Below are 26,615 nucleotides of genomic sequence, written 5' to 3'. Positions count from 1 at the left end.
AGAAAATTAAAAAATTTCGCTAGATGGAACAAACTTTGGCAGTTTACACTTAAATAGCATATAATAATACTCGTATCTTTGGTCATTGAATGTTAGAAAGGGGAGAGTCAAATATAATTATAACTTAATAGTTTCTCTAGTTAAATTTTTGAAAAGTTGATTTAAACCAAATATCATAAGAGCTTTAAAACAATTATCTAGTATCTATTATATTATAGCACTATTAGAATGTTATTAGTTGAAGAATAGCCTAATAATAGTAAAATGGGAAAAAACTAAATATATAGAATAAATTAGATTATAAGATGATTAGAAGTGTTTTAATCTTTTAATGCAAACGTTTCTGTAAGAATCTTGATTTGGTAATATCTAATATGAAAAAGTTTGAATGTTAGAATTTTAAATATCATGAAAAGTGTTGCTTTTATAATTAAGCCAAAAAATTCTCATTGTAATTTTAGTTGAATTATTCACATGAAATGTTAAAATAGTGTAAAGATGTTGTAAGAACAGAGTTTAAATATAAGTTGTGAAAAAAGTACATAGCGACTAGCTTTATGTAAGCGCTTTATAACCTATAGCATATTATTATATAAATTCGTTTAAGAGATTAAAATAAAAAATGAGTAAGAAAAAGAAGGAGGAATAAAAGTGAAAAAAATTAGTAAATATATCTTAGCGTCTATGGTAGTTTTAGGAGCAGCAATTGCACCGATGGTAAGTGGCGTTGGGGTTGGGGCGACAGAAAATCCGAATGAAGCAAGTACTGAAATTAATGTAACCATTAACAATGGTGGTGTGTTGAAGTTTGATGATAATGTGACAGATCCATTAGAATTTGCAACTGAATATACATTTAAGGAGTATTTAAATTTTGCAGAAAGTGGTACTAGTACTTTGAAACCGGATAGCAAAAATAACAGTTTTGAATTAAAATTTACTGACGATAGATTTAGTGCAAAAGGATATGAAATTTCAGCAAAAATTACGAAATCTAATCTTACTAGCCCTGTACTGAACTTAAAACATGTAACAATAAATCAGACTAAGGATGCAGATAAGATTAAATATGAATACGCCCCTAAAAGAGCCACTGTAGCCACTGAAGAAATTAAAATTAATAGTACTGCTGCAGCACCTGTTATCAATGCCACAAGAAATAATGATGATGAGAAATACTTTGGTGCTGGTTCATGGATAGCATCAATTACTGCTGAAGAATTTTCATTTATAAGTAACTCATTAACGCCGAAGGAGAATGATTATTCAGCTACTATTACTTGGACAATTGGAGATGTAACAATTGAGGGTGACACTCCGTAATAATAAATAAAGTAAACAAACATCTCTAGTTCCCTTAGAGATGTTTTCTTTATCGACATGAATACGAAAGGAAGTAATTATGAAAAGAATTTTATTAATCGTATTATCAACGTTATTTTTAACTTTATATACTACAGACATGGCAGAAATTAGCGCTTCAAGCTACAGCATTCAAACCATCTTACCTGAAAATCAAGTCAGCGAGGCTTCTTACTTCGATATTGAAATTGAAACCGGACAAGAACAGATACTAGAAGTCCGTGTTTTCAATGAAGGTGATGAAGATATTGTGGTTCTAGTCGAAGCCAACCCAGGCGTAACCAATCCAAATGGTCTAGTGGTTTATGACGGCAGTGTAGAGGCTATTAGTTCGAATGACCCAATCAAATTTGACTCAGTTGTGGAAGTGTTAGATCAAGAAGTGACTGTTCCAGCCAATGGCGAAGCTATTGCTCGTATTAAGGTCACAGCGCCAGAAACTCCTTTTGATGGCCGCATTCTTGGCGGTCTTCATTTTAGCTTAGCTCCAGACGAAACTGAAGAAGAAGGCGGTGTCCACCATGTTTTTGCTTATGTGACGGGTTTGAATATTGTTAATAAGGGCAATGACACTAAGGTCACACCCGAAATTAGCCTTGAGAAAGCTGAAAGTATGATATACTATTCACGTCCAAGTCTTATGCTGACTTTTGAAAATCATACCCCAACTTTTATAACCCAAGTTGAGTTAACAGCCAATATTTATGGCAAAGACGATCTTGAAAATCCGGTCTTAACGCATGACTTATCCAATATTGGAATTGCACCCAATTACCAATTCCAACTTCCGGTAAGCTTTGAAGAAGAGACCCTAAAAGTGGGAGATTATGTTGTTAAAGTAACATTAGAAAATGAATACTATAACTGGGAATTTGAAGAAGACTTTACTATAACGGACTTAGAGTAGTTTAGGCAGACTATTGAAATGAGTGATTAGGATGAAGAAATTAATTAAAAACTTAGTATTAGTAACGACTTTATTTACTATAGCTTCTTTTATCATGCCTATTTTTGCGACTGAAAGTGAAGAAATAATAATTGAAAGTGTTATTGAAGAAACCGTTAACCAAAATGAAGAAGTAGTTGTTGGAACTGAAGAACTAATTCAAGATATACCAATTGAAAGTGGGGCCTTTAATCTCTCATCTTATGAAGAAGAGAGTGTGGAAGTGAGTTCGGTAGAGAAAGTTGAAACTCCTGAACAGAAAACTATCTCCCTGCAAGTTAGCGACTGGTTAGAGATTGATAATCCCATTAAAGTGGATGAAGATAACAAAGCTATAACTGGGAAAATTAATATAAATCAGATCATTCAACATTTGGATGATTCGAGTGAATTATCTCAAGAAGATATTATTGTAGCTTTAGACAATCACATTAGTAAACAGCCCTTAATAGTTACTGCTTATAGCTCAGATGGTCAGTATTTGACAGAGACAAGTGTGGATAGTAGTTATCATTTTAATTTCAGTGATTTAGATCTTAGTGATATGCAGGAAGTCAGATTGAAATTGAATGGATCAAAAATTCATCTTAGTGATAATTTAATAGCAAATATCGGCTATAAAGAAATTTATATTGATATCATCAGTACTAAGGCAGAGGAGACTACAAATCTTACAAGCCAAAATAATGTAAACCCTGATTATGATGTACTATCCGCAGCTTCTATAATAGCTACAATTGATAATTGGTATACTTTAGATCAAGATGTAATAAACGAATCAACCACTACGATAAGTGGAAGTATTAATTTTGAAAATATATTAGTTCAAGTAGAACAACAAAATAATAATTGGGAGTACGGGGTTACTTCGACTACTAAAGGTATAATTTATGACTTATTTCCTGGAAAAATAATTTATATTAGTATTAAGGATCAAATGAATTATTTTGATTTTAATAGTGAAGATATTAAGCAGTTCAGCAAATTAGTTTTTAAATTTGAAAATTTAAATTTAGAAAATATTAATGAAGTAAAAATTTGGATGGATGACTTAGAATTTGAGGGACAATATGAAGGTGCTAAATTAATTTTAAATGATAAAATTGAAAATGTTCAGAATACAGAGTCATTAAAATTTTTGGAAACACCTTCAGAAATTAATTTCACTCCCCTCGAACTCACCTTCGGGATGGGAGAAACTACTCTCAAACAGGAATCTACATTTAATGTAGTGATAGAGGATAGTCGTCAAGATAAAAACTGGGATTTATTAGTTAGCTATACGGGTGATTTTGTAGATGGAACTATGGAGTTAACACATAATTTGTATTTTAATAAGTTACAATTATCACCAACGCTTCTATCACCAACGCCTCAAAAAATTATGGATTCAGCCAAAATCCAGAGCGATGGAAATCAATATACACTCACCTTCGGCAAAGGTAATAACTTCTATCTCAATATACCCAATCCACAAAACATAACTCTAAACGGAACCGGATCCAACTACAGCTCAACCCTGACTTGGACTCTTTCCGACACACCATAAGAATAACACCTCCAAGTAGACTGACATTCAGTCTACTCGGAGGCTTTTTATTTTGTTAGAATGGTTATACGACAAATAACTAAGAAACTAGAGGTCTAGCACATGACAGAAAATATCAATTATCAAGATTTTAACTCAGATACCTTTGACCGTTGGGTCGAGGAAGGTTGGCAGTGGGGGATTCCTCTTAGCCAGGAGGCCTATCAAGAAGCCTTAAAGGGGCACTGGGGCGTTTTACTCACGCCTAACAAAATGGTTCCCCATGAATGGTTTGGTGAAATGAAGGGCAAAAAAGTTTTAGGTTTGGCTTCAGGCGGTGGGCAACAAATGCCAGTATTTGCGGCTTTGGGGGCTGAATGTACTGTCTTTGACTATTCATTGAAGCAATTGGAATCGGAGAAGATGGTAGCGGACCGAGAAGGCTATGGTATTAATATTGTGCGAGGCGATATGACCCAGCCTTTGCCATTCGAGGATGAGTCCTTTGACCTTATCTTTCATCCGGTTAGTAATTCTTATATCGAGAAGGTCGAGCCTGTTTTCCAAGAATGTTATCGACTACTTGGCAAGGGAGGTATCCTTTTATCAGGCTTGGATATTGGGACAAATTATATTGTCGACGAATCCGAGCAAAAAATTATCCATTCACTGCCTTTTAACCCTTTAACAAACCCAGACCAGAAGCAATTTCTAATGGACTTGGATGCTGGTTATCAATTTTCACATACTTTAGCCGAACAAATTGGTGAGCAACTAAAGGCAGGTTTCCACTTGACTCATTTGGAAGAAGATACTAACAGTGAAGGGCACTTACATGACTTGAATATCCCTTCCTTTATCATGACACGGGCTGTGAAATTATAATCCCATATAAAATACGACTGGTAACTCTCAAGCTGAGGAGAGTTACCAACTAATAATTATGTAAAAAACAAAAAAGAAAGAATGAAATTATGACCTAACGAATGTTCGTGGCCTAATTTCAATCTTCCTTCTTTTTCCTTAAATCCTAAACATTAAACAAATCATTAAAGGACTCAGCCATGGTCGGATGGGTGTAAATGTTGTCCCTTACCATAGCACATGGAATGGGAAGCAATGCATTCAAGGGTTTGAGGATGAATTAAATGTAATTCCTCTTCAGAAATATCAATCAATACACGGTTATTCGGCAAGGACTGGTAGCTCCCTAAAGGAAGGGAATAACGATTACTTTGATAGACCACCGTATTGTCCTTGCGGATATTTCTTGATATACTAGCAGTGTGAGTGCTTTCGAAAGAAGGCAAGGGAAAGACCGGAATTAAGTATTGTTTTTCAAGGGCAAATACTTCTTCGGGTCTTTTTTTAGTGCTTTCATGAACCCGATGGTTCCCAGTTCGTTTTAACCAAGCTAGAGCACGCTCATTCCAATTCTCAAGGTTGACATAAACGCGACTGTCTGCGAAATTCTGTTTGATGTATTTCACCACATTTTCAATTTTTCCTTTGGTTTCGGGATCGGCTTTGCGGCATAAAACAACCCGAAATTGGCGCTCGTTCACATAATCTTGAAAGGCTTGCGTTAAAATTAAATCTCCCGCATTGTCATCCACAGCGATTAAGCGGTCTTGGTCATACACGATTTCTTCCGTTCTCCCCCCAAAATAATGGAACGCACGTTCATGACCTTCCATCACATCCGGAATTTGAAAGGGACGATCTAACCAATACATATATTTTTGACGCGAACGGGCTAAGACAAAACACATCACATAGAGTTTAACCCACCGCCCATCCGGAGTCTTCTGTTTCGTTTCTCCCCAATCAACCTGAAGTTGTTGCCCCATGGGTAGCTCTGGAACGGCTTCATATTGACGCGTAAATTTCTGCTTTGGAATCTGATACTTCTCCCGTAATTGCGCCACATAGAGCCTCACTCACCGTACTATCACCCACTTTGACTTCTGGAAAACGTTCGAGAAGCCAATCCTTAATCTGAGCGGCACTGAGATGGGGGTATTCTTTCAACCAAGCCACTAGCCATTCTTCATAAGCGTCCAATTTTTTAACACGCTGATTTAATCCCATGACCCAAGCTTGAGCCTCTTCGTAAGACATCGACAAATACTCATAAACCGTCGGCCGTGAAATTTTTAACTGCCGGGCGATTTGGGAAGGGTTCAAACCCCTTTCTTTGAGTTGTTTTATTTCAATATATAACACTAACTTTTCCTCCAAACTGCTTCACCTCATACAATATTGATAATAATATTGTATAAAATAGCTCAGCTAATTGATAGCAGAAGTGTAAAATGTTAGTTAGCAGAAAGTGTTAAGTATAGTTTAGCAGTTACACTCTACTTAATTACTATAGTCGTTACTTCCAAGATGTACCGAAACGTATGTCAGAGTACAATGCTGATATGTATCTTACTAAAGGTGCTGGGTGGATTCAAAGTGTGCTAATTGTAGAAGATCAAATGATTGAGAATCAGTCATTAACAGGAGACTTTGAAGTGGTAGCAGGAGCGTCGAATTCATTTAACCAATCGTTCCTACCGCTTGCAGAGCAATTAGAAGAAGAATTGGATCAACCATCTACTGCTAAGTACTACAGCATTGCCGAGGAAATCGTAGAAGGTGTGACTGCCTACCTAAAAGTAGTAATGGAAGATGGGGAAATCACTAAAGTAAGTTATGATGAAATCTTCGCCAGCTCACCTGATGAGATTGAAAGTGAAGCTTTAAAATCATTATTCAGACAATTAAAATATCATAGTATAGAATATGATGAGCCATCACGCATCGGCTTCAACATTCAAATGGATGCATTAAATGAAAAAGTTGTAGAAACACAAGATTTACTGGATATCGAAGGACTACCAGCGACAGGTGAGACAGGAGACTATGCAAGCAGTGGATTCACTACTCGCAACCCATCCTGGGATACTTACTTAGACCTAGCAGAAATACTGTTAGAAGAAATTTACGCTGACCTGGATGCAGAATAAGTTACTACAGAATATATAACTAAAACAACTAAAGACTCTCTAAATCTGTCATAACAAACGGATTTAAAGAGTCTTTTTTTATGAATGAAAAATGTTTTGAGTGCGTGGGAAATATAAAAAAATAGGATAGTGTAAAAGGAGTTCTTGTTAAAGCTCTAAGAAGAGTAATAATGAGGTTCTTTTTTGTACCGTATCAAACAGCTAATAGAATTTATTACCTATCGATGATACGGACATGCGTACCATAAATGATGATAAAAATTACATCTGTTTGGTAGATGAGAGTGCTTACTCAATGCCTCTCTACCCTCTAAAATCATCGGGGTTTCGGGGGATTACTAGATAGTCCTTAGTTGAAGTGAGTTCGAGCAAGTAGATAGGAAAATCCAAATCGATCATTAATTTAATCCTTAAGGATTGGCTCTGATACGGCTAATAAAACACTAGCATTTATGCTATAATTCAATAAGAAATATTTATTCTGCGGTGAGTTCGCCTAATCGTAGTATAAATACTATTAGAATAAGAAGGGATTGATTTAATTGGCAAAAACAAAAGAAGAGTTATTGAAACAATTAGAACAAGAACAATTATTACCTTTATATACAGCGACAGACTTAGATATCTTACCCGTGGTTGAGGAAGTTTTAACAAGCAATGGTTTAAACTTCATCGAGGTAACTTATCGTAGTGATTTAGCCTCAGCAGCTATTAAGCAATTATCGCAATCCGGCAAATTAATTGTAGGTGCAGGAACAGTTAGAGACCTAGCAACTGCTAAAGATGCGATTGAAAATGGAGCAACTTTCATTGTTACTCCAGGCTTCTCTCCAGAAGTAGTGGACTATTGTAATGAAAATGATGTATTAGTAGTACCTGGTACTGTAACACCTTCAGAAATTATCCAAGCTATGGACAAAGGAATTTCAACAGTTAAATTCTTCCCAGCAGATGTTTATGGTGGCTTAAAAGCTATTAAAGCATTGAGTGGTCCTTTCTTCGATATTAAATTTGTTCCAACCGGTGGCGTGAATTTAGATAACTGTAAAGAATTCTTATCGAATGATGCTATAGCCGCAGTAGGGGGTTCTTTCATTATTTCTGAGAAATTAGTTCAAGAAGATAATGGTGTATCTGCAGACAAAAATATTAAAGAAATTTTGGAGAAAATTAAATAATAACGAGGTGAAAGGAATGAAGTGGACTTTTAGATGGTATGGTAGCGATGATCCAGTAACCCTAGATAATATTCGTCAAATACCTAATATGTACGGGGTAGTAGGGACCTTAACCCATAAATTACCTGGTGATGTATGGGAAATCCATGAAATCGAAGCGTTAAAGAAAGAAGTCGAAGCCAAAGGTTTAACCTTAGCAGGGATTGAAAGTGTATCTGTTCATGATTCTATCAAAGCGGGAACAGCTGACCGAGATAAATATATTGAAAACTACAAGCAAACCATCCGAAATTTAGGGGCTTGTGATGTGAAGGTAATTTGTTATAGTTTCAAGCCAATTTTCGGTTGGGCTAAGACAAACCTTAACTATGAACTAGCCGACGGATCTCATACTTTAGAGTATGATGATGCGGTGGTTCAACAAATTGAACCTAAACAAATGTATGGTTTAATCAAGGGACAAACTTCAGGCTTTGAATTATCTGGTTGGGAACCTGAACGTCTAGAGAAATTTCATGAATTAGAAGCTATGTACGAGGGCTTAACTGAAGAAGGGCTCTTCCAAAACTTTAAATATTTCTTGGAAGCTATTATTCCAGTTTGTGAGGAAGCTGATGTTAAGATGGCGGTTCATCCTGATGATCCTCCTTTCAATATGTTTGAATACCCACGTATTACGAAAAATAAGGAAGATATCTTACGCATTGTGAATGCTGTAGATTCTCCATATAATGGGGTTACATTCTGTACAGGTTCTTATGGTGCTAATCCTGAAAACGACCTGGTTGACATGATTCATGCCTTAAAAGGTAAAATCAATTTTGTTCACTTCCGTAATGTGAAAATTTTAGGCCACAGACATTTCTTAGAATCTGCCCACTTAAGTAGTGAGGGTTCCTTAGATATGTATGCGATTATGGAAGCCTTAGTTGAAACAGGTTTTGATGGATTGGTTCGTCCAGACCATGGCCGAGCTATCTGGGACGAAGTTGCTCGCCCAGGTTACGGACTGTATGACCGCGCTCTTGGCCTATCTTACTTGCAAGGTTTAGAAGAAGCTGCGGTTAAGAATAGCAAGAAGTAAAATTTACTTTTTTGGAACATTTGGTAAATAACTCGCTTTTATAAGCAATCCTATTAATGAACGAGCAAATTTAATTATGGCGAACCGCTTTTCAAAGCACCAAGCCGTAATTAAATTTGCTCTTTTTTAAGAGACTTCTGTCCAGTAATAGAAATGAAAATCCCTAGTAAGGAGAGTTTTATGTTAAATAATGAGTCGGCCCGTCAATTAATTGAAGAAATTATTAAACTTTATCCAGATGCCAAACCGACCATGCGGTACGAGAATCCATTTCAATTAATGTTAGTGGTGATTTTAAGTGCTCAAGCAACGGATGCCAGTGTTGAAAAGGTGACAGACAAGCTTTTCGAACGTTATCCTAATCCAGAAGCGGTCGTTCAGTCATCGCCAGAAGAAATTGAAGGCTATATTAATAGCATTGGCCTCTACCGTAATAAAGCCAAGTATATTTATAAGAGTAGCCAGCAATTACTGGATAATTTTCAAGGTCAAGTCCCCCAAAATCGTAGAGTAAAATGGACCCTATAGAATGGACAGTGATTTTTACGGCCTCATAAAAATATAGACAGCGTGGAATAAGATAGATATATTATCTGTACACTAATAAAAAGGCTAGCTTGTTTGAATAGACACAAACGAATAAGGTGCTTGTTTTTTACAGACACTACTAACTCGTCCAGTTTTTCTAACAGACACGTTCGACAAGGCCACATATTTAGCTAGACAGCTAAATAAAGGCTTAGCGTGTACTTTATTCAGTATTTCATTATGAAGCATTTTAAACAAAGGAGTCCATACTATGGCCAAACACATTTTAACTCAAGAACACATCGATCAATTAAGAGTATCGCCTTATATTTTATCAGTCACACAGTCACAGATTCGTTACACTGACGAGTTAAAAGCACTCTATTATCAACAAAAAGACCAATTTGAATCGGGAATGGACTGGTTACGCTCTATTGGTTTAGGTCCAGAATTAATTGGGAGAAAACGTGCTGCCAGCCTGATTACTCTCTTAAATCATTACCCTAATTACCAAGCCTATTTAGAGGCTAAAAAAGCCAAAAATGATCCAATGAAAATAAGTGATAAGGAACGAATAAAACGATTAGAACATCAACTCAAGTATGTTGAACAAGAGAATCGATTCTTAAAAAAAAACATTTGGATCGATCAGATGCAGGACACGCCTTAAGCAACACGCAGGTTAAGTATAGTTTAATTGAAGCAACGCTAAATGAAGCAGGTAACCTGTTATCTTTATATTGGCTCTGCAAGGTTGCGGGCGTGTCTCGCTCTGGCTATTATAATTGTCTGAACGTGACAAGACCTAATCAGCAACAACGAGATCAAGCGGATCAAGAAGATTTCAAAACCATCTTAAAAGCGTTTTTTAAGCACCGTTATCAAAAAGGAAGTCGCAGTATTCACATGACTTTATTGCATGAACAAACGGTCATGAATCGTAAAAAGATTTTACGCTTAATGCGCAAGTATGGGCTCTACTGCAAGCATCGTAGACCCCGTACCCGTAAACGAATTATTCGAGAAACTCAAGAATATTCCATCAAACCGAATCTCGTTCAACGACAGTTCAAAGCCTTTGGTCCACGAACTGTTTTATTAACAGACATTACTTATTGCTTATATGGTCAGGATAAGCGAGCTTATTTATCCACCATCAAGGATGCTTATACAAATGAAATCTTAGCGTACCAACTCAGCGCTTCTTTAGAAGTTGAATTCGTCCTCGCCACGATTAATCAGTTAATTGAAGAAGAAGGCATGACGTTGAATCATGAGACGATTATCCATTCAGATCAAGGTTCACACTACACGAGTATGAGATTCCAAGAACTACTTGAGGATCATGACCTGATTCAATCGATGTCTCGACGTGGTAACTGTTGGGATAATGCCCCTCAAGAATCATTCTATGGTCATATGAAAGACGAAGTAGATATCGCAGGATGCCAGACATTTGAAGCATTACAAGCAGCTATCGATCACTATATGAACTATTACAACCATGATCGCTACCAATGGGGCTTAGCTAAATTAGCTCCTCGTCAATACTATGAATTTGTGACAACAGGCTATTATCCATTAGCTGATTTAATTGAAACACCAGAAATTCCAGCAGTCAGAACTTGTGATGTGAATGAAAGTGCAATGTAAATTGAAGGTTAAACCTTATAAAAGGGAGGTTTTTAAAAAAGAGAGGCCGTTTTGAAAAATGTCCTTGACTAAGGGTCCAATTTACACAGAATAAAAGCCATTTAATCTCTTTTGGAGGAGGAAACTATGTCAAATTACAATGTTAATAATTATACGATCAGTACTTTACTGGGTTGGATAAGAGATGGTCAAGTAGCCATCCCTGAAATCCAAAGACCATTTGTGTGGAAAAAATCTAAGGTTAGGGACTTAATAGATTCTTTATTTAAAAACTACCCTGTAGGATATATTATTACTTGGAAAAATCCTGATGTAAGATTAAAGGACGGCTCCTTATCACAGGGAAAAAACATTTTAATTGATGGTCAACAAAGAGTAACAGCTTTAATGGCTGCAATTTCAGGCGAACCAGTTATTGATCATAACTATAGTAAAGGACGCATTACTATCGCTTTTAATCCAAAAACCAGAGTATTTGAAGTTTCTAATGCTGCAATTATTAAAGATGAAGCGTGGATACCTGATATTTCAGCACTATTCAAACCAGACTTTAGTCAATACCAATTCATTATGGACTACTGTGAAAAACATCCAGACGTAAATCCTGATAAATTAAATCAAAGAATTCAAAAATTGATAAATATTAAGAATAATCAAATTGGGATTATTGAATTAAACTCTGAGCTAGGGATTGATACCGTTAACCAAATATTTGTTAGGATAAATTCACAAGGAACCTCTTTAAGTCAATCTGATTTTGTGATGTCTAAAATTGCAGTAAACAATGTATATAACGGTCCTCTAATTAGAAAAACAATTGATTACTTTGCAAATGTTATTCAGACACCTTCTAACCTGCAAACGATTCTGAACAACGATAGTGAATTTACTCAATCTGATTATTTTCACTTAATCAAGTGGGTAACAAATTATGAATCTAGCGTATTTTTACCAAAATATAACGATATCATTCGAGTTATCTTTGCTGTTAAATTTAAACGGGGAAGAATGTCTGATTTAGTTAGCTTACTTTCAGGACGTAATTTTGAAACAAGAGGCTATGAAGATCGAATTATTCAAGAAACTTTTACTCTCCTTGATGAAGGGTTAAAGCAATTTTTAAATGAGATAAACTTTAAACGTTTTTGTATGATTATTAAATCTATTGGTGTAGTAGATAAAAAAATGATTACATCACAAAATAATATTAACTTTGCTTATGCATTATTTTTATTATTACGGGAAAAAGGATATGCAGACCATATTGTACAGAAAGTTGTCAGAAAGTGGTATGTGTTAGCGACACTAACTGGAAAATATTCCTCATCACCTGAATCTCAAATTGATTTCGATATAAAACGTTTTAATGAACAAGATCCTGAAGTTTATTTACATAGAACGGAACAAGGTGAATTAGGAGACTCTTACTGGGAAACGATACTGCCGGATAACTATAATACAAACAGTATAAGAAGTCCTTATTTCAATGTGTTCTTAATGGCACAAGTATTCAATAAAACAAAAGCCTTTCTATCAGATAAGATTACAGTTCAGCAGTTATTAGAGGAAAGAGGGGATCTTCACCATATTTTCCCTAAAAATTACTTAGTTAAGAATGGTTTTAAGCAGAACCAATACAATCAACTTTCAAACTATGTATATGCGGAACAGCCAATTAATATTCGAATTAGTAATCACGCACCTAAGGAATATCTCGGTCGGATTATGGAACAAATTAAAAGCGGACAACTAGAATTAGGTGAAATACAATCGATACAAAAATTGGAACAGAATTTTAAAGAGAATGCGATCCCTTTAAATCTTATAGGGATGGATATTGCTTCATATAACGACTTTCTAAATGATAGAAGACAATTAATGTCAGAAGTAGTACGTTTATACTATAATGAGTTATAATTTTTGGTAATAATTATAGAAATGATATCAAGTAAAACATGAGTTCAAAGTATTAATCACAAAACACCAAAAGGCTTGTATAAAAAAAGCAATAAAACTAACAAAAGTAAATAAAAAAATGATAATTAACATAGTATCCATTTTATAAGAATCTCAAGCCCATTCAAGTAAATCTACGGTGGCTACTTGAGGTTTTTTTGAATCGTACCAAATAGCTAATAGATTTTATTACCTATCGATGATACGGACATTCGTACCATAAATGATGATAAAATTGAAAACAATTTACAGACAAATGTTAGCGAGACCTTTACGAATCTAGCTTTTTTGTCTTCCGGTTAGGAGCAGACAAGATAGTTGCCTGGAACACAAAATTAACGTCATGTTTAGTAACAAAACTAAACAGAAAAAGTGAAATGGATCGACATGAGGGGGGGTAACATGGCCTTTGATTATGAACTGGATTTCGCTCAGATAAACTTCCGGGACCAGCCTGAATTGTATCGAGTGGGCCGAGGAGAACAAGGGGTGCTTCTGGTAGAACCTTATAAAAGCGAGATACTACCACATTGGCGTTTTAAGACTCCAGAAATTGCTAAAGTATCTTCTGACAAAATCTACCAGCTGTTTTTGGATTACCAGGCAGCCGGTGATTTTGTGGGTATGGATATGAGTCGGAAGTTTCTTCAAATGGGCTACACTAGATCTAGACGTTACGCCAATTACAAAGGTGGTCGCAAATATGATGAAAATGGCGACATAAAAGAAAGAATAATAGACGAAGAAAAAGCAAAGTCAGCTACCATTTTTGAAGAGAAGTGGAAAATTGTGAGGGAAAATGAAGCGTATTTAAAGTTGAAGAAAGAACATCAGAAAAAGTACGGCTGAAAAGAAGTCATTCCTAATGAGCGAGTGGTATAATAGAGAAAATAATTCTATCAAAGGAGGGGTTATAGAACATGGTCAAGGCATTTGGCTTATTTTTTGAAGATAAACGTATTTGGCTTATTCTAGGAGGGAGCGTGCTCTTTTCTTTCATTTTAGCGATTGGTGTTATCTTGCTCGACACCAGAATGATAAATGTGGTGGACTATTTCCCGACTGTTTTTCTAACGAGCGTCAATCTGGCCAAATCAATCTTGAGCCTGCTAGCGGGTTCCCTTTTTTCAGTGGCAACCTTCACGTTTGGGACGATGTTATCGGTCATTTCGTTCTATTCTTCTAATTTCAGCCCCCGGACGGTCGAGAATTTTCTCTTGCAGAAAACATCTATGCAAACTTTGGGGATTTTTCTTGGTGGTTTTATTTACTGTCTTTCCTCTTTGTTTTTTATGCGCAATTCAGAGGATGAATATTTAGTTATTTCGGCCTCCATTGCCTTATTGTATGCCCTTGCCTGCGTTTTTTACTTTATAAAGTTTGTTTATAATGTGGCGATATCCGTACAATTGGACCATCTTGTGACGAAATTGTACAAGGAGGCCGAGTCAGTTGCGGATGAAACGATTGATTACTTTCAAGAAATGCCTTTGTTTGATCATCTTCCTCAAATAGACACGCTACACATCTTCACAGTAAAGGCTAACGAGAGTGGTTATGTTGAATATATTAATTTTAATCGACTAGTTGAACTGAGCAAGGAATTCAAAGGCACCATGGTACTACATTTAAGAATAGGAGAGTTTATTTCCACAAATCAGCCGGTCGTCGATTTATACACTAACCGAAAAGTTGAAGATGAATCACAGCTCCAAGCGGCAATAAACCGCACCCTAACTTATGAAGAAAAACCTTCTTCTATGTACGATCCAAATTTTGCTCGAGCTAAATTGATTGAAGTAGCTCTGAGGGCGGTTTCGCCAGGCATTAATGATCCTAATACAGCCATTCATATCTTAAACTACAAGGCTTTGTTGGATTCAAAATTTGCCAGTATACCAGGAAGGTTTGTGTTGATGGGCGAAGACACTGATGAGACATTGTCTTCGGGAGGTAGCGTGATTTATGATTTCAATAATTTTCCAAAAGACTTATATGAAAGTTATTGGCAATTAATTCACTATATGAAGCAAGATATTTCTGGAGTGGTGGCACTGTTTGACTCTTTGTTGACAGTTGCTTATGCTGCACATCCTAAGAAGCTAAACTATATTAAGGATTACAGTAATTATCTGTTTAATCTAACGAGTCCCAATTTCACTGAAAGACTCGATATTCAAAATATCGAGGAACGCCAACATCGGATTCTAGGGATTAACCATCCTGAGCAGGAGCAATGAGCTTGAAACCGAAAACTAGCTGTGTTATTTTTCACTAAGACCTTTACATTTTGGCTGAAAGGTTTATTATATTCTTTGTAGTTCAAAACACAAAGAATGCCGGTTTAGCTCAGTTGGTAGAGCATCGCACTCGTAACGCGGAGGCCGTAGGTTCGATCCCTATAGCCGGCATCACATTAATTTAGAAGGTACATCGAGGTTTAAAACCTGAGATGTACCTTTTTCTGTCTAGTATTTCCCAAAACCAAATCGTCACACATCCATCAGTAAACTTGCAGGAGAAGAAGATGTCGCATTATAATGGAACAACCGTAAAGTAAATCCTAGTCAAAAAAAGAAAGTGAAAAATTGGAAGCAATAGTACAGAAAATCTTAGAGAAACTGAATCATCAAACATATGCTGCCAAAATGACAGCTTGTCACCCGCAAGCCCACCATTTGCCAGCTTTAAAACGAGACATTCAAATGATTCGAAATGGACTAGATTTTTATACCATCGAAACGGAGTATATGGCTAGCTCTTTAATTTCATCAAGCTATCCAATTAGTTTCATCGAGGGCATGAGCATTACATTTTTAGAGTTAGGCTTATTTGATCTATCGATTTATCTATACTGTGATAGCGAAACAGAGCTCAGAAGAAGGGAAAATCGTGATGTCATAGAGCGGGGCGTCAAACTGACTGATTTAAAAGAGTTCCACCCACAGCGGCGAATTCAGTATGAACGGTTTATGCACCCTTACAGCGAACACTTTGATGTCGTGATAAACACGTCTAACAACAATTTTGTGTTAGAAAAATTTGAGGTCTAGTGGTCAAGGTCATATGGTTGTGAAAAGGCAATTCCAACGCGCGATAAAACGTTACGGTGTCTGACACTATACTTTGAGTTAAAGGAATAGAATCAGAATGAATTTTTGCAGTCAAATAAAGTTGGGAGGATAAGCATGATGAGCAATAAAAGTGAGAAAATCAATCCAAAAAGCATCAAGCAAAAGAAAATAGAAGTAGTGGATGGCTACACAATCAAGTACCATGCAAGTGGCGAGACCATCTGGTCAAAAGGCAAAATAGTTGACGACCAACCAGAAGGCTATTGGGAATGGTACCGCATTGATGGCACCATTAAGCGTTCAGGCTACTTTGAAAAAGGAGACCCGGTGGGCGAATGGATTACCTATGATAGCAAAGGTGAACCATATAAAATCACCCAACGTGAAAAAAAGCGAGGCTGAAAGTTTATTCCAGCTCTCTTTCTATGTAAGACAATCTGTCTAATTGTGCTATTAACCTTACTTTATAGAAATCTAAATAACCTATGATTAGCTTAATGAATATGTTGCAATACTACATGTAGTGTTAATGGGCTTAAAATATAGTGTTACAATACAATATATAGTGCCTAATTATTTGGCGGCATCGCAATGCCTTAAAAGGGAATCCAGTTGAAAGCTGGAGCTGCCCCCGCAACTGTTAGTGTGGACGAATCAGTAAACCACTGTATCACCTAGCTGTAGGTTAGGAATACGGGAAGGGCTGTAGTAGGACGAAGCATGAGCCAGGAGACCTGCCAAATAATTTAGTTTCTATTTTTCGGGGATGGAAAAGAAGAAACGATGGAATTCTAATACAGACTCTCTATCGTTTTTTTGCCGTTCATCCATAGATGAGCGGTTTTTATTTGTAAGTAAATGCAGTATTTAGAGGAGGTACATATGTGATTGAATTACGTGATATAGATGTGATTTTTCATGACGATGATCGTGTCGTCACAGCGGTGAAAGATGTTTCGATGGCAGTCGAACAAGGCGAGATCTTTGGAATTGTTGGTTATAGTGGTGCGGGGAAAAGTACGTTAGTGCGGACGATTAACTTGTTACAAAGACCAACTAAAGGAACAGTCAATGTCAATGGACAGAATTTAATGGAGTTAGCACCTAAAGATTTAAGGGAAGCTCGTAAGAAAATTGGGATGATTTTTCAACATTTTAACTTAATGGAATCACGCACGATTTTTGAAAATGTCGCTTTCCCATTAAAAGGCAGCGGATTGAATAAGAAAGAAGTGGCTGCGAAAGTAGCTGAATTGCTCAGCTTAGTTGGTTTGAAAGAAAAAACCGATAATTTCCCTAGCCAATTATCAGGAGGTCAAAAGCAACGGGTTGCGATAGCGCGTGCCCTCGCCAATGATCCAGATGTCCTGTTGTGTGATGAAGCAACAAGCGCCTTGGACCCTGTAATAAAATAAAATTTAAGCTGCAACCTGATTCCGAAACTCCAATGGTGTCAGGTTGTTTAATTTAGATTGGAATCGTGTTTCGTTATAAAACCTGATGTAACTATCGATAGCTTCTACTAATTTTTCATAAGTCAGAAACTTTTTTAAATGGTAACATTCACATTTAAAATGGCTAAAGAAGCTTTCAATAGGCGCATTATCTAACACTTCACCTGTACGCGACATACTCCTAATATATCCTTGTTGTGTCGTAAATTGACGATATTCACCAGAAGTATATTGACTACCGCGATCGCTATGAATTAAAATGCCTGTTTCAGGTGCAACCTGAATTGCTTGATTTAAGGTATCCATCACTAAAACGGTATCATTTTTTAAGCTCACTTGATAGGCAATAATTGAGCCATCATAAAGGTCCTTTATTACACTTAGATACGCTTTCTGACTCATACCAAAGAAGAGATGAGTAATATCTGTGACCCATTTTTCATTGGGTCTATCTGCGCTAAATTCACGATTCAGTCGGTTGGGTTCTATATTACGATAACTCGCTTGAGCACTATACCCCTTTGCGCGGCGAATATGGGACTTCAAGCCCATTAATTGCATTAAGCGGCGAATCCTTTTCAAACTATAATTTCTTGAGTGATAACGATTAATATGTATCTGTACACGACGATAGCCAAAAATCCCCTCATATAATTGGAAGACCCATTCGATTTCAGCCATTAGCCAGGCATTTTCTTGATCTAGTACGGTTTCTTCACGATTTAGCCACTTATAGTAGCCGGACCGTGACACCTCTAATAAATTGCATAATAGGGTAATGGTACAGCCTGTTTCTTCGTGATGCATCTGAATCGCTTTAAACTTAGAATCGTTTCTTACTGCTGTGGCGGTTACCGCCTCCTTTCGATTTCTTTCAACTTTTTTATTAGACCATTCTCTGCTTCTAAATAGGTATTACGACGCTCCAACTCTTTGATTCTCAGTTGAAGAATCTCTTGTTCACTCAGCTTGGATTTCGACTCTAACGTACGGCCACGTCGATCAATTAATGCATCGGGGCCATGCGCTTGATATTTGCGAACCCATTGATAAACTTGTGAATAAGAAACGTTGTACAAATCAGCCATCTTCTGATAATTTTTATCTTCTGCCAGACAGTGTTGTGCAATTTCCAATCGTTCCTGGTGTGTTGTTTTACGCGCTTTAGTCATCGTCGATCTCCCTTTACTAATAGATTTTAAATCCTCACCATTAGTATACTGTTTAATCCACGTTCTTAACACTGAACCATCAGAGATGCCATATTTTTCACAGCATGCCTGTGAACTAAGGTGACCGAATAAATAAGCTTGAACAGCAGCATATTTAAGTTCGTTCGAATAATTCTTATGTGATTTAGATACTTTCAACCCTTCTAAGCCATCCAGTTGATATTTTCTAACCCAAGCTTCTATCGTTAAGGGATCGACTAAGTAGTCTCGTGCGACTTGACTGTAACTATGATATTCTTCAGTAACACGTCGAACTGCACTAACACGCTCCTCCAATGTATGTTTAGTTGTTCTTCCTGACATAGAAATAGCCCCCTATAAAAGTAGTAGAGTTTTTTTATTTCTCTGTCTACTTTATAGAGAGCATAGCAAAAACAATCAGTTCGATTCTCGATTTATTGAGAGAATTAAACGAAAAACTAGGTCTAACGATTGTCATTATTACGCATGAAATGTCAGTAGTAAAAGACTTATGCCATAAAGTGGCGGTCATGGAAGATGGTCGTATTCTGGAGCAAGGTACCATTATTGATATTTTCACCCAGCCAAAAGAACAACTAACAAAAGAGTTTATTGATACTGCAACCCATTTTGACCAAGAATTGGCTACCGTTTTACAACATCCAGAAACGCAGCAATTAAATCGCGATGGGATTCTCGCTCGCTTGAGTTATGTTGGGGTTAGCACAACCCAACCCTTAATCGCTACCTTGGTGAAAGACTTCGATGTGACGGTCAACATTATTTATGGTCATGTTGAAATTTTACAAAATACACCGGTTGGAAATTTACTAGTAGCTTTCTCCGGTGACAGCAATAATATCAAGCGGAGTGTCGCTTACTTACGTGAAAATAGCGTAACGGTCGATTCAGTCAGCGAACTGCTTGAAGAATACGTGACAAAGGAGGGATAACATGACACAACTCATTTTAAGTTTTAATAGTTTCATGGAAGAATGGCTGCCACACGCTTGGCCGCTACGTGATGGTTTTATCGAAGCGACCTGGGAAACATTGTATATGCTCGGTTTGACTATTGTGGCTGGGGGTACACTCGGCTTGATCTTAGGGGTGATTATTACAGTTACGGGACCTAATGGTATTTTACCCAATCAGGCGGTTTTTAAAATATTGGATGCTTTAATCAACGTCTTTCGTTCGATTCCATTCATCATTCTCTTAGCCTTATTAGTTAACGTGACTCGGCTCATAGTCGGCACGACCATTGGAGCAACAGCTGCTACGGTCCCGATTGTCATCGGAACGATTCCTTTCTTCGCCCGCCAAGTGGAGATTGCCCTCTTGGAAGTGGATCCCGGTGTGGTCGAAGCAGCTCAAGCAATGGGTTCAAGCCCATTTGATATCATTTACCGCGTTTATTTACGCGAAGGTTTGCCAGCACTTTTACGGGTGAGCGCCTCAACGGTAATCAACGTAATTGGTTTAACGGCCATGGCTGGTGCAGTTGGCGGGGGCGGCTTGGGAACGATGGCAATTGCCAGAGGATACCAACGTAGTCGAATGGACGTCATACTTGTTTCCACGGTTTTAATTTTAATTATTGTTTTCGTTAGTCAACTGATTTTTAACTGGTTGATTCGTAAAGTTGAACACTGACCATCAGCAATGCTATTGATTAATAACACTAAAACAACTAAAAAGGGGAAATTATAATGAAAAACTGGATTAAAAAATTAGGCGTAACGACATTAGCAGCAGGATTATTAGCAGGCTTCGGTGCAACGAGCGCTTTAGCACAAGAAACCGTAACCGTCGGAATCGTATCTGGACCAGCTGAAGAAATTTGGCAAATTGTGGTCGATGCAGCCGCTAAAGAAGATATCACGGTTGAATTAGAACTGTTCACCGACTATAACCAACCCAACGTTGCCTTACAAAATGGCTCATTAGACTTGAACGCGTTCCAACACGTAGCCTTTTTAGAAGACTGGAATGCTTCTAATGATGGTACATTGGCACCTTTAGGGTTCACCTTTGTATCGCCGATGGGTACTTACTCTGAAAAAATCAGCTCATTGGACGAGTTGCAAGATGGCGATGTAGTCGCGATTCCCAATGACCCAACTAATGGCGGTCGTGCGATTCTAGCGTTAGAAATCGCCGGTGTGATTGAAGTGGATGATGCAGTGGGCGCTCTAGCGACTACTGAAGACATTACTGATAACCCATTAAACTTACAATTTGAAGAATTAGATGCGGCTCAATTAGCAGTTGTCTTACCAGACGTGGCTGCTGCTATCATCAACACCAACTTCGCAACTGATGCTGGTCTTTCATTGAAAGAAGCTATTTTCGTTGATGCAGATTATCCAGACCAATTAAATGAATTGTACAAAAATGTCATTGCTGCAACTGAAGAAACAAAAGACAACGAAACCTTGATCCGGATTGTAGAACTTTACCAAACAGAGGAAGTCGCTCAAGCTATTTATGACTTATCAAACGGTGGAGACAAGCCAATCTGGGAAGGCGCACCTGTTTTTGGTGATGACGCAGAAGAGTCTGATGCTAACGCTGAGGATGCAGAATCAGAAGAAGATGCTGAATAATTAACTGTAACTCAAAAGCAAAGCGGTCGGTCAACTTATGTGTTGACCGACTTTGCTTTTCTTATTGAATGGACGACGTGATAAGAGAAAGAAGGGTATCGAATGAAGCACCTTTTACCTGACATTTTAGCTTTGACTCCCCAACTAAGCGAGTGGCGACGCCATTTCCATCAAAATCCTGAACCGAGTCTTAAAGAATATGAAACAGCTGCCACGATTCAATCGATTCTTAACAAACTGGATATTTCGTTTGAAACAATAGGTGAGACAGGGACTTTAGCCAAAATCATTGGCACTCAAGTTGATGCTAATGAAACGCAACGCCAACGCAGTCTACTCTTACGGGCAGATATCGATGCGCTCGAAGTGCCGGATTTAAAAGAAACAGACTATTCTTCAAAGAAAGCCGGCCTTAATCATGCTTGTGGCCACGATGCTCACACGGCAGCACTATTAGGCGCCGCCAAGTATTTAAAGGATAACCGTCATACCTTTGGAGGTACGGTGCTACTAGCCTTTCAACAAGCAGAAGAAATTGGTGCCGGGGCACGCCAATTCGTTGACAGTGGCTTAATCGATGGAGTCGACGAAGTAGTCGGACTTCACGTCGATCCCAATGTTCCTCTGGGGAAAATTGAAGCCATCGCGGGCCCGCAAAATGCTTCCTGTGATATTTTTACGATTGAAGTTGCAGGGGTAAATGCTCATGCGGCTCAACCCCACCGCGGTGTCGATGCTTTAGTAGTGGGAGCAAATATTGTCACTGAAATCCAACATATTGTTTCCCGCCAAGTGGATCCTTTAGATCCTGTTGTAATTGGTATCGGCCGTTTTGAAGCGGGGACACGCTACAATGTTGTGGCTGATCGTGCCTATATTCAAGGCACAATCCGAGCGATGACTCACGACACACGAAACCGCATGATTGCGAAAGTAGAAGCAGTTGCCTGTTTGACTGCCCAAATTCACGGTGCGACGGTGACGTTCGAGAATTATTCGGCAGCCTTGCCCGTCATTAACAACGAAGTCCAAGCAAAACGCGGTGCAAGAGTTGCAGCAGAATTTCTTGGCGGTAGTCAACACGTGATTACCTCTAAATTGCCAAGCATGGTAGCCGATGATTTCGCTGATTTATTGACCCTAGCTCCAGGACTATATGGTCGCGTAGGGGTGAACAGTTCCCAGGAAACCTCTTACGGCTTGCATCACAATCAATTTGACCTCGATGAGCGTGCCTTACCGATCATGGTCAACTTCCATGTAGCTTATGCACTGGATTACTTGAATTCTTAAGATATGAAATATGAGAAAGAGGCCGGACAAATTGTCCTGGCCTCTTTTAGTTCAATCTTAGGTGAAGCAGAAAATCACTCTTTCACAATGAGACATGCTTCAAGCAAGAAGTAGAATCCCCAAAATTCGTGATAAAACCTTCCAAGTAGGCCAAGTAAAAGCCAAGTGAAAGTAAATCAGCCGTTCCACCAGGACTTAAATGACGGTCCCTCATCACTTGATCGTAATTGACTAACTCAGCATGTAAAGTTTCCGTGTCAAAGTTGGCCTGATGAAGCTCTTTTGTCTCGCCTTTTACTTGCAGCCAAGCATCGTAACCGCCTCGGTGAAGGATATTACCATCTTCTACTTCACTCATCAGTAAAAGCATCCCACGTAAAAACTGCGTCTCAACCGCTTCATCAGTTGTTTTTTGCTCGCGCAAAAAGGGCATTAAAACTTCACGTAGCGCTGGATAACCAGCGGAAGCTTCCCCGCGTATACCGGTGAGTCCTTTTTCCAAGAATAACTTTTCGCCGTAGGAGAGTTTTGTTTTCAGATGTAAGTTTGAGAAATCCTTGTCCACTAAATTGCGCGTCATCTGCTGGACAATTTGAAAAATGCCATCAATGTCTTGTAGAGAAAAAACTAAGCCCGGTTCTTGATTTAAATAGTAACCCGTAGCTCCCAAAATAACTGCGAAAGAAAAATTAGCCCCCTTATGTGTGTTAATCCCTTTAGTTGCTAACAGCATCGCTTTTTCGGCACATACTCCAACATCGCGGACTTGTATGAACAGTTCTTCTAAGTCTCCCTGATGTTCAAAACCTAATGTTACATAGTCTGAAAAGAAGGGAGTTAAAGCAACGATACTATCGCAGAATGTTTGATAGTTCATGTCATGGTGCGAGCCACTGTTATAGCGGTCGACTAGACCAGGTTTAGGGGATAAGTTTAATTCACAATAAAGTGCTTGGATAGCAGCATCTGCAACGTATTTGATTAATGTTTGAGAATTTCTAGTCAATATGACGTTGCTCCATTTCTTGGATAATAAATTGGAGCGAACGATCGAGGTGATCATGAACCATCAAGGTAATAGATTCGATGTCGTTATTTCTCATACCTTTCAATATGAGCCAATGTTCTTCTAAGGCGATGTGGCGTCTAGCTGAGGAGCGAATTGCGACATCACGAAAATAAACGAGATAGGTTTGCAGCTCCGTTACAATTTGTCTTAAGCGTAGCATTTCTGATTTATCGTAAATAAAAGAATTAAAATCAGAGAAATTTTGCAACACTTCATCGACGCGGTCCTCTTTATTTAGTTTTTCGCCGTAAGTCAATAAAGTTTCGAGTGCTTGATAGTCATCTGCCGTCATATTTTGCATCGCTTTTACTGTGGCTAATGTATCGAGCGATTTGCGGATGTCATAAATTTCATAGGCATCTTTCATCTTGATTCCTTTAACGACCGTTCCAATTCCTAGTTGATGTTCAACCAAATTTTCTTGCGTCAGTTCTTTTAAAGCATAACGAATGGGGGTACGGCTAATATTTAAGACATCAGCTAATTCCATTTCATTTATACGCATACCTGCCGGAATATCACCTAAAATGATTGTTTTTCTTAGGGCTTGGTAGACGGATTCTTTCAACGATTTGTTCTGACTCAAGTCTAAATTATTTTTGATACTTTCAAATATATTAGTCATTATCATAAACGCTCCTTTATTGCTGGCCTAACTAATTGACGACTAAATCAGTTTCTTTAATAACTACGTGAACAGTTTCAACTAAGTGACGAAGTAGGAATATAGGGAGAAAGGGGGATTTAAAGGACGGTAATGTCCAGTCGCCTTTGTATTTTTCCGAGCTCGGGATGGGTAGATACGGTGATTAAATAAAACAAGCGAAATATACTTGCATTTATTATAACGTAATTATTGTGGCTTAGATATAGCAATGAACCACTCTTCAGTCATTGGAAAGAAGGTCTCACTAGCAAAAAAATCAGTCTAATCAGTTATAAAAGAAATAAAAAAATCGATAAGAATAGGTTGATGAAAAGCATTTGCTTTTCATCAACCTATTCTGTCGAATGCTATCTATGGATTGTTATTTTACATGAACTGAGATCAATTAGAACTGGACAACACCTAATAAAGTAGCTAAGACAAGCGTTACAATACTTGAAGCCCACATAATAGGTAGGTTAGCTTTAATATGCTCACCAATCGTTGTACCCGCTAAGGAAACCCCAACATAGTTAGCTGCCACAGTTGGGCTGATGTAAGTACCGTAAGTACCTGTAATCAAGAAGGTTGCTGCTACTACTTCTGGTGAAATGCCAAATGGTTCTACAATTCCGATTACAATCGGTAATAAGGCGAAGTAGAAAGCATCAGTTCCAAGAACCATCATTAATGGTACTGAGAATAGAGCTAGGAACCAGTGGGTATGTGGTGCGATAGCTTCAGGTAAAGCGTTGATGACCATCGTTGCCATTGCTTCAACCATGCCTGAGTTTTCGATTACCCCGATAAAGATTCCGACAGCGAATAAGGTCATTGTCATAACAATTGCGTTGGTACCGTATTCTTTGATTTTACCGTTTTGTTCTTTAACAGATTTAAAGTTACCTAAAATCGCGAAAGCATAAGCAACCATGAAGATAAAGTGCATTGGTAAACCAATGTCGATGAATAAGAGTGCTAACATTACAAGAGTAACTGCTAAGTTATACATGAAAAGGCCTTTACTTGTTTTAGGCTCTTGTGTTACATCGCCCGCAATATCTGCAAGGTTAAGTTCACTACCTAAAGTAGTACCACCAATTCTTTTGCGTTTAGAACTAATCACAGCAATTACAATCGCTATGATGAACATCACGGCAACAGCTGGAAAGATGAAAGCGTATAAATCAAACACTTCTACTTGAGCAACTGATGCTGCACGAATGGTAGGTCCACCCCAAGGAATGATATTCATCGCAGCCATTAAACCAACAATAGTTCCTAAAAAGACTTCCGGTCTTACGCCTAAACGATCCATAATTGGTTTGAAAGCTGGAATTGCAATAAGGTAAGTAGAAGCTCCACTACCATCTAAGTGGGCCACAGCTGCAACGGCAATGACTGCAAGGAAAATTGCTGTAATTTTATTTCCGACTTTACTGATAACAAAATCGACTAAAGGGTCAAATAATCCTTGTTCAGACATTAAAGTAAAGAATGAAATTGAGAAAAGGAACAGAACCGCTGTATTTAAAATGGAACCTAATCCTTCACTGACATACAGACTAATATCCGCAATGTTTGCACCAGTGAGAATGGCGGCAATCAATGGTAAAACAATAAAAGCCATCGGTGGAGACATCTTCTCGGCGATCAACACATACATTAAAATAATAATTAACACAAAACCTATAATAGCTATATTCATAATATCCTCCTAATTTTACATACATTCTAGTTATCTTATATAATAAATACATTTTGTCAGACTAAATAGCTGAAACGGTTTACTTTCAAATACAACCCTACCCTCACTTTCTAAAAACTGATTTATTTTCAATTTCATCTGTTCAAAAAATCACACAATAAACAACGTAAGCATACTCAATAATGTCACAACTTGCCATATGTAAATTGAAAAAAACAGTAAAAAAACCACGCGAGCATTGCTCATAAAATAGTAATATTGAACAATTCCAAGATTACGCAATAAAGTAACCGATTACAATAGAAATTTATAAAAGTACA

23 protein-coding genes, 1 tRNA gene, 2 pseudogenes and 1 riboswitch are annotated in these 26,615 nt (G+C 37.7%); of the genes and pseudogenes, 21 read left to right on the top strand and 5 right to left on the bottom strand.

Annotation, left to right across the window (positions count from 1 at the left end; genetic code table 11):
* Positions 1-651 precede the first annotated feature (651 nt).
* The 4 genes from ACTQ5J_RS05590 to ACTQ5J_RS05575 all read left to right on the top strand — a co-directional run bounded on the left by ACTQ5J_RS05590 (position 652) and on the right by ACTQ5J_RS05575 (position 4,721).
* Positions 652-1,323: a WxL domain-containing protein gene (locus tag ACTQ5J_RS05590; RefSeq protein ID WP_441751286.1), complete on the top strand. Its 672-nt coding sequence runs from the start codon at positions 652-654 to the stop codon at positions 1,321-1,323.
* A 79-nt stretch (positions 1,324-1,402) separates the two neighbouring features.
* Positions 1,403-2,269, top strand: a complete 867-nt coding sequence (locus ACTQ5J_RS05585; RefSeq protein ID WP_441751284.1) for a DUF916 and DUF3324 domain-containing protein — start codon at positions 1,403-1,405, stop codon at positions 2,267-2,269.
* Positions 2,270-2,300: 31 nt separating this feature from the next.
* Positions 2,301-3,857, top strand: coding sequence for a hypothetical protein (locus ACTQ5J_RS05580; protein ID WP_441751282.1), 1,557 nt, complete (start codon positions 2,301-2,303; stop codon positions 3,855-3,857).
* Positions 3,858-3,959: 102 nt separating this feature from the next.
* Positions 3,960-4,721: a class I SAM-dependent methyltransferase gene (locus tag ACTQ5J_RS05575; RefSeq protein ID WP_441751280.1), complete on the top strand. Its 762-nt coding sequence runs from the start codon at positions 3,960-3,962 to the stop codon at positions 4,719-4,721.
* Between the two features lie 179 nt (positions 4,722-4,900).
* Here the strand turns inward: ACTQ5J_RS05575 and istA are convergent.
* Positions 4,901-6,062, bottom strand: a pseudogene (gene istA, locus ACTQ5J_RS05570) (IS21 family transposase); the annotation flags it as partial.
* Between the two features lie 179 nt (positions 6,063-6,241).
* Here istA and ACTQ5J_RS05565 point away from each other — a divergent pair.
* The 13 genes and pseudogenes from ACTQ5J_RS05565 to ACTQ5J_RS05505 form a co-directional block, all read left to right on the top strand.
* Positions 6,242-6,850 carry a hypothetical protein gene (locus ACTQ5J_RS05565; protein WP_441751278.1) on the top strand — a complete coding sequence of 203 codons (609 nt, stop codon included), beginning with the start codon at positions 6,242-6,244 and terminating at the stop codon, positions 6,848-6,850.
* A 542-nt stretch (positions 6,851-7,392) separates the two neighbouring features.
* The gene (locus ACTQ5J_RS05560) at positions 7,393-8,028 is read left to right on the top strand and encodes a bifunctional 4-hydroxy-2-oxoglutarate aldolase/2-dehydro-3-deoxy-phosphogluconate aldolase (protein ID WP_153833534.1); all 636 of its coding nucleotides are present in this window, start codon (positions 7,393-7,395) and stop codon (positions 8,026-8,028) included.
* Between the two features lie 16 nt (positions 8,029-8,044).
* Positions 8,045-9,112 (top strand): mannonate dehydratase, encoded by a 1,068-nt coding sequence (gene uxuA, locus ACTQ5J_RS05555; protein WP_153833533.1) that lies wholly within the window; start codon positions 8,045-8,047, stop codon positions 9,110-9,112.
* Between the two features lie 180 nt (positions 9,113-9,292).
* Complete coding sequence (locus tag ACTQ5J_RS05550) at positions 9,293-9,640, top strand: endonuclease III domain-containing protein (RefSeq protein ID WP_441751275.1); 348 nt, start codon at positions 9,293-9,295, stop codon at positions 9,638-9,640.
* A 271-nt stretch (positions 9,641-9,911) separates the two neighbouring features.
* Positions 9,912-10,310, top strand: a complete 399-nt coding sequence (locus tag ACTQ5J_RS05545; RefSeq protein WP_153862753.1) for an HTH domain-containing protein — start codon at positions 9,912-9,914, stop codon at positions 10,308-10,310.
* On the top strand, positions 10,280-11,293 hold the full coding sequence (locus ACTQ5J_RS05540; protein WP_153862752.1) for an IS3 family transposase: 1,014 nt from the start codon (positions 10,280-10,282) through the stop codon (positions 11,291-11,293). Before ACTQ5J_RS05545 ends, ACTQ5J_RS05540 begins: the two co-directional genes overlap by 31 nt.
* A 126-nt stretch (positions 11,294-11,419) precedes the next feature.
* On the top strand, positions 11,420-13,210 hold the full coding sequence (locus ACTQ5J_RS05535) for a GmrSD restriction endonuclease domain-containing protein (protein ID WP_153862751.1): 1,791 nt from the start codon (positions 11,420-11,422) through the stop codon (positions 13,208-13,210).
* A gap of 441 nt (positions 13,211-13,651) precedes the next feature.
* Entirely contained in the window at positions 13,652-14,098 is a 447-nt protein-coding gene (locus tag ACTQ5J_RS05530) for a DUF4385 domain-containing protein (RefSeq protein WP_138404456.1), read from the top strand.
* Between the two features lie 71 nt (positions 14,099-14,169).
* On the top strand, positions 14,170-15,489 hold the full coding sequence (locus ACTQ5J_RS05525; RefSeq protein WP_441751272.1) for a DUF2254 domain-containing protein: 1,320 nt from the start codon (positions 14,170-14,172) through the stop codon (positions 15,487-15,489).
* Positions 15,490-15,587: 98 nt separating this feature from the next.
* Positions 15,588-15,660 (top strand) — tRNA-Thr (locus tag ACTQ5J_RS05520).
* Positions 15,661-15,837: 177 nt separating this feature from the next.
* Positions 15,838-16,302, top strand: coding sequence for a phosphoribulokinase (locus ACTQ5J_RS05515; RefSeq protein WP_441751270.1), 465 nt, complete (start codon positions 15,838-15,840; stop codon positions 16,300-16,302).
* 135 nt (positions 16,303-16,437) lie between these two features.
* Positions 16,438-16,725 carry a hypothetical protein gene (locus tag ACTQ5J_RS05510; RefSeq protein WP_441751268.1) on the top strand — a complete coding sequence of 96 codons (288 nt, stop codon included), beginning with the start codon at positions 16,438-16,440 and terminating at the stop codon, positions 16,723-16,725.
* A 159-nt stretch (positions 16,726-16,884) separates the two neighbouring features.
* Positions 16,885-17,079, top strand: a riboswitch (cobalamin riboswitch).
* A 128-nt stretch (positions 17,080-17,207) separates the two neighbouring features.
* Positions 17,208-17,726, top strand: a pseudogene (locus ACTQ5J_RS05505) (methionine ABC transporter ATP-binding protein); the annotation flags it as partial.
* 15 nt (positions 17,727-17,741) lie between these two features.
* Here the strand turns inward: ACTQ5J_RS05505 and ACTQ5J_RS05500 are convergent.
* A protein-coding gene (locus tag ACTQ5J_RS05500) for an IS3 family transposase (protein ID WP_441751266.1) occupies positions 17,742-19,312 on the bottom strand; the annotation gives its coding sequence in 2 pieces (ribosomal slippage) (positions 17,742-18,664 and positions 18,664-19,312; 1,572 coding nt in all).
* 95 nt (positions 19,313-19,407) lie between these two features.
* Here ACTQ5J_RS05500 and ACTQ5J_RS05495 point away from each other — a divergent pair.
* The 4 genes from ACTQ5J_RS05495 (at position 19,408) to ACTQ5J_RS05480 (ending at position 22,872) form a co-directional block, all read left to right on the top strand.
* The gene (locus ACTQ5J_RS05495; RefSeq protein ID WP_441751265.1) at positions 19,408-19,923 is read left to right on the top strand and encodes an NIL domain-containing protein; all 516 of its coding nucleotides are present in this window, start codon (positions 19,408-19,410) and stop codon (positions 19,921-19,923) included.
* A gap of 1 nt (position 19,924) precedes the next feature.
* Entirely contained in the window at positions 19,925-20,626 is a 702-nt protein-coding gene (locus tag ACTQ5J_RS05490) for a methionine ABC transporter permease (protein WP_441751263.1), read from the top strand.
* 56 nt (positions 20,627-20,682) lie between these two features.
* The gene (locus ACTQ5J_RS05485; protein ID WP_441751261.1) at positions 20,683-21,579 is read left to right on the top strand and encodes a MetQ/NlpA family ABC transporter substrate-binding protein; all 897 of its coding nucleotides are present in this window, start codon (positions 20,683-20,685) and stop codon (positions 21,577-21,579) included.
* A gap of 102 nt (positions 21,580-21,681) precedes the next feature.
* Positions 21,682-22,872: a M20 metallopeptidase family protein gene (locus ACTQ5J_RS05480; RefSeq protein WP_441751259.1), complete on the top strand. Its 1,191-nt coding sequence runs from the start codon at positions 21,682-21,684 to the stop codon at positions 22,870-22,872.
* An 82-nt stretch (positions 22,873-22,954) separates the two neighbouring features.
* Here ACTQ5J_RS05480 and citG read toward each other — a convergent pair whose 3' ends face one another.
* The 3 genes from citG to ACTQ5J_RS05465 all read right to left on the bottom strand — a co-directional run bounded on the left by citG (position 22,955) and on the right by ACTQ5J_RS05465 (position 26,295).
* On the bottom strand, positions 22,955-23,878 hold the full coding sequence (citG, locus tag ACTQ5J_RS05475; RefSeq protein ID WP_441751257.1) for a triphosphoribosyl-dephospho-CoA synthase CitG: 924 nt from the start codon (positions 23,876-23,878) through the stop codon (positions 22,955-22,957).
* Positions 23,871-24,566: a GntR family transcriptional regulator gene (locus ACTQ5J_RS05470; RefSeq protein WP_441751255.1), complete on the bottom strand. Its 696-nt coding sequence runs from the start codon at positions 24,564-24,566 to the stop codon at positions 23,871-23,873. Before ACTQ5J_RS05470 ends, citG begins: the two co-directional genes overlap by 8 nt.
* Before the next feature lie 427 nt (positions 24,567-24,993).
* On the bottom strand, positions 24,994-26,295 hold the full coding sequence (locus ACTQ5J_RS05465; protein WP_441751253.1) for an SLC13 family permease: 1,302 nt from the start codon (positions 26,293-26,295) through the stop codon (positions 24,994-24,996).
* Positions 26,296-26,615: the final 320 nt, after the last annotated feature.

This window comes from Fundicoccus sp. Sow4_F4 (assembly GCF_052116145.1).
GTDB lineage: Bacteria > Bacillota > Bacilli > Lactobacillales > Aerococcaceae > Fundicoccus.
Note: the sequence above shows the minus strand (reverse complement) of the source record. Positions and strands in the feature narration are given on the sequence as shown.

Bases quoted from the DNA above. Each gene is read 5' to 3' on its own strand.
- ACTQ5J_RS05480 (WP_441751259.1), top strand. From the start codon at position 21,682: ATGAAGCACCTTTTACCTGACATTTTAGCTTTGACTCCCCAACTAAGC.
- ACTQ5J_RS05465 (WP_441751253.1), bottom strand. From the start codon at position 26,295: ATGAATATAGCTATTATAGGTTTTGTGTTAATTATTATTTTAATGTAT.
- ACTQ5J_RS05485 (WP_441751261.1), top strand. From the start codon at position 20,683: ATGAAAAACTGGATTAAAAAATTAGGCGTAACGACATTAGCAGCAGGA.
- ACTQ5J_RS05580 (WP_441751282.1), top strand. From the start codon at position 2,301: ATGAAGAAATTAATTAAAAACTTAGTATTAGTAACGACTTTATTTACT.
- ACTQ5J_RS05585 (WP_441751284.1), top strand. From the start codon at position 1,403: ATGAAAAGAATTTTATTAATCGTATTATCAACGTTATTTTTAACTTTA.
- ACTQ5J_RS05550 (WP_441751275.1), top strand. From the start codon at position 9,293: ATGTTAAATAATGAGTCGGCCCGTCAATTAATTGAAGAAATTATTAAA.
- ACTQ5J_RS05470 (WP_441751255.1), bottom strand. From the start codon at position 24,566: ATGACTAATATATTTGAAAGTATCAAAAATAATTTAGACTTGAGTCAG.
- ACTQ5J_RS05545 (WP_153862753.1), top strand. From the start codon at position 9,912: ATGGCCAAACACATTTTAACTCAAGAACACATCGATCAATTAAGAGTA.
- ACTQ5J_RS05490 (WP_441751263.1), top strand. From the start codon at position 19,925: ATGACACAACTCATTTTAAGTTTTAATAGTTTCATGGAAGAATGGCTG.
- ACTQ5J_RS05525 (WP_441751272.1), top strand. From the start codon at position 14,170: ATGGTCAAGGCATTTGGCTTATTTTTTGAAGATAAACGTATTTGGCTT.
- uxuA (WP_153833533.1), top strand. From the start codon at position 8,045: ATGAAGTGGACTTTTAGATGGTATGGTAGCGATGATCCAGTAACCCTA.
- ACTQ5J_RS05565 (WP_441751278.1), top strand. From the start codon at position 6,242: ATGTCAGAGTACAATGCTGATATGTATCTTACTAAAGGTGCTGGGTGG.
- ACTQ5J_RS05535 (WP_153862751.1), top strand. From the start codon at position 11,420: ATGTCAAATTACAATGTTAATAATTATACGATCAGTACTTTACTGGGT.
- ACTQ5J_RS05510 (WP_441751268.1), top strand. From the start codon at position 16,438: ATGATGAGCAATAAAAGTGAGAAAATCAATCCAAAAAGCATCAAGCAA.
- ACTQ5J_RS05575 (WP_441751280.1), top strand. From the start codon at position 3,960: ATGACAGAAAATATCAATTATCAAGATTTTAACTCAGATACCTTTGAC.
- ACTQ5J_RS05530 (WP_138404456.1), top strand. From the start codon at position 13,652: ATGGCCTTTGATTATGAACTGGATTTCGCTCAGATAAACTTCCGGGAC.